Genomic DNA, 3437 nt, shown 5'->3' with positions numbered 1-3437 from the left:
GTTTCCTGCGCCTGTGCGGCCGGGGCGGCGAGCAAGCCGATCGCCGCGAAGGCCGCGGCGGCGAGCCATTTTGCAGGGACGTTTCTGCTGGAGGGGGCGGCCAGAGAATCGTGGCGGAGGCGTGCAGTGTGAACCATGGTTACCCCTCGTAATCGGCCCTTTATGCGAAGTCCGTAACATCTAGGCAGCGGGTGTGCCGCACAAATCAATTTTTTGAACTGACCACCACAAACGACAGCTTGCTATAGAACAAACATCGAACATCATCAACCTTGACAAAGAAGCGGCTAACCGGGGAGCGCGAACGCACATCTCGCGTTTATCCGCTGCGTAGGCATCGCCATGCGCGCTCGAGCTAAAGCGGATCTGACGAGCCATTGCGCACCCCGACCTGCGGCGGTTCTGTCGGGAGGAACAGGGCCGCTCTCGCATAGAGGTCCGACCTACTTCTCATGCTGCGGTTATAGGCGGCGATATAGGCTTCGATGTAATCGGCAGATTGGACATTTACTACACTCCGAAAACGCTATTGCACCACCCGCATAGCACTGGGACGTGACAACCGCACGTCCGCTCGTCTCTCCTGCAGTTTGGAAAAAGATCGTCGATAGGCGGCTCATGTATGGCGCGAACGAGGGTGAGGTCGAACCGGTCAAGCACCTTATCGGAAGCGTGCTGCTGTGGCGTGACAATCGTGAAGGATGCACTCGGCAATTAGAGAAGTGACGCTACCGCGACCCCAATGCCTATGCCGGCAAACCTGCCATACGCATGGCGTCGGTGACGTCATCGAGGATGTTCTACGCAATTCCTACGGCAGCGGACCAGCGCCCGATGGTGAAGTGCGGGTGGAGCGAGAGCAGCCGCCCAGCCGAGGCTTTTGCCTCGTCGAGCTGCCGAGCCTGGGCTAGCGGTGCCGCCAGCCATCCGTGCAGGATGCTGAAGCCGGGGTTCAGTTCCACCCGCCCGTCGGCCTGCTATGACGCCTTGCTCGTGTCGGCCGGACAGGAAATTGCCGAAGCCGATGATGCCTTGCGGCACGCAGCTCATCGTGTCGAGGGGACTTAGCCGCATCGCCTGCTCGCCCCAGTCGATCGCCCGCGCCGCGTCGCCGCCATAGGCCACCGGCACGCAGCCGAAGGCACAGACGAAGGCGAGGATGCGCTGAGCGCCAGGGCTGCCGCGAACGCCTCGTCGGCCAGCCTGCGGTCATGCTCCACCAGGCCGATGGTGAACCCCGGCCAGAGCGAGAGCCATCGCGTCGCCCGAACCGTACTCGATCGCCGCATGGGCATGGCGGGCCGCCTTCTCGCGGTGCTCCGCTTGCATGCCGCCGCGTATGAACAGCGTCTGATGCGCCCAGGCAGCAAAGCCGTGGGCAAGGGCATAGGTCGGCTCGATAGCTAAAGCCTGGTCGAGCAGGGGCAGACCCTTGGACGCCCCTTGCGGCATGAAGGTGTAGACATCGGACAGCGCACGAAGCAGAAGATCATAAGCATCGAGACTGTCGGGGCGCCGGCGCCGGACGCGCTCGATCTCGGCCCGGCGCAAATTAGGCTCTATTGCCGCGACCACGCTGACGGTGATCTCGTCCTGCAGCGAACACGTCGGTCAGGTCGCGGTCGTAGCGTTCGGCCCACAGATGGGCATGCCCTTTGCCCGATAGCGATAAACGATCTTGCCGTTCTTGATGCGCGAAGGGACGCCGGGGTAGCGGGCATCCTTGAAGGGTCTGGCCATTAAACTCTCCTCCGACACTTCTGCCTCAGCCAATCCTTACGCGACGAGTTCTCCTGCTGCCTTGAGCGAAGAACTTCTCGAGGCGCCTGAAAACAACGGCGGACACGCCGCAGCACTGGTTCAACAGTGGCTGGGGTTCACGTTCTAGCAGCAATCGCAGGCGGGCTCGGTAGGGCGCTGCCCTTAATGAAGCCGCTCGAACGATGGCGTCCCTAAGATTCGGTCATCCGCTCGCCACAGGACTCCCGGACGATCAGCTGCGGGTCCACGATGATGTCCCGCGGTACACGATGTGGATTGGCAATCTTGTCCAGTAGGACTCGAGCGGCAAGACGGCCGATATTTCGCGCATCAATCGAGACGGTGGTCAGGCTCGGCGTCCAGAGCGACGACTCCGGTATATCGTCGAACCCAACGAGCGCAACGTGCTTTCCTGGCGTTATGCCAAGACGCTGCATTGCAAGCATGGCACCAAAGGCCATCAGATCATTGTAGCAGATGATCGCATCCGGCCGCTCTGGTAGGTTCAGCAAAGCCAAGGTTACATTCATGGCCTCGTGCCTTGAAATGGCAGACGATTGAATGAAACCTTTTCGAACCTTCAGCTTGTGCTTCGACATACCTTTCTTAAAGCCGTGAAGACGTTCCTCGCTCGATGATTTGCCGGGCGGCCCCCCGATGAAGGCGATATTCCTCTTCCCCAACGACACGACGTGATCGATGCCTAGCTGAATTCCTGCGATGTTGTCCGGTCCGACGTAGGGGACGTTCTGTCTTTCAACGTGGCGCATAATCTGGACGGCAGGTATCCCTGCCGTGCCAAGTGCAACCAGGTCGTCCGCAGAGCGGTCGCCGGACGCACTAAGAAATACCCCAGCGACGTTGTGCTGGATCAACCGTTCGATGATCATTCGCTGGCGCTCCCCATCTTCGGCAGAGTCAGCAAAGATCGTCATAAAGTCCTGCTGATAACAGGCCCATTCGATGCCGGAAGCGAGCTGCGCATAGAAGGGATTGGATATATCCGCGATAACCATTCCCAGGGTCTTCGTCTTCTGGGAGCGGAGGCTTCCGGCCGACTGGTTATAGATGTAGCCCAACGCCTTCATCGAGGCGCGCACGCGCTCGTGTGTTTCCGGCGTAATCAAATTGCTGTTGCGCACGACGAGCGAGGCGGTCGCGCGCGATACACCAGCGTGCTTGGCGACGTCATCAAGTTTTATCCGGCGGGTTGATCGCCGCTCCATCTATTGAACTCCATCAAACGAGTCGACGCGATCCAGTGACTCTGTGTCTTCTACCGCGGGGGGCTTAGCAGGACTCATATAAGAAAAGCCGGCACACTTCATCTTCCTTCTTGACGACATAGTGACCCGCAGTTAGATCGATCTAATCCGAACTCGTTCTGGCCCGGTAAGGGTCGCTGGAGAAACAATGAGGCACCTTAAAGCGGGCAGGCTGGCGGCCGACATCGGCGGGACCTTCACAGATGTCGCGCTCGAATGCGGACCGCGCCGTGTCACTGCGAAAGTGTTGACAACACCGAGCGAGCCGGAAAAGGGCGTCATCCACGGAATCCTCGAAGTGTTGAAGAACGCCGGCTTGTCGCCGGCCGATGTCGAGGTGTTCGTGCATGGCACGACGCTGGCCACGAACGCTCTCATCGAGCGCAAGGGCGCAACCACCGCTCTTGTGAC

General features: G+C 59.9%; 3 protein-coding genes and 1 pseudogene. 1 reads left to right on the top strand and 3 read right to left on the bottom strand.

The window, feature by feature from the left end:
* Positions 1-800 precede the first annotated feature (800 nt).
* The 3 genes and pseudogenes from EOA85_RS40205 to EOA85_RS30580 all read right to left on the bottom strand — a co-directional run.
* Positions 801-1645: pseudogene (locus EOA85_RS40205) on the bottom strand (transcriptional regulator); the annotation flags it as partial.
* Positions 1612-1740, bottom strand: a complete 129-nt coding sequence (locus EOA85_RS39990; protein WP_281033808.1) for a hypothetical protein — start codon at positions 1738-1740, stop codon at positions 1612-1614. The pseudogene EOA85_RS40205 and the gene EOA85_RS39990, both read right to left, overlap by 34 nt.
* Positions 1741-1952: 212 nt before the next feature.
* Positions 1953-2987, bottom strand: a complete 1035-nt coding sequence (locus EOA85_RS30580; RefSeq protein ID WP_127212220.1) for a LacI family DNA-binding transcriptional regulator — start codon at positions 2985-2987, stop codon at positions 1953-1955.
* Positions 2988-3174: 187 nt separating this feature from the next.
* Here EOA85_RS30580 and EOA85_RS30575 point away from each other — a divergent pair.
* The coding region (locus EOA85_RS30575; protein ID WP_281033807.1) for a hydantoinase/oxoprolinase N-terminal domain-containing protein at positions 3175-3437 on the top strand (263 nt) is incomplete at its 3' end.

Source organism: Mesorhizobium sp. M5C.F.Ca.IN.020.29.1.1 (genome assembly GCF_003997375.1).
Taxonomy (GTDB): Bacteria; Pseudomonadota; Alphaproteobacteria; order Rhizobiales; family Rhizobiaceae; genus Mesorhizobium; species Mesorhizobium wenxiniae.
The sequence above is the reverse complement of the archived record's forward strand: the minus strand, read 5'-3'. Positions and strand labels throughout refer to the sequence as shown.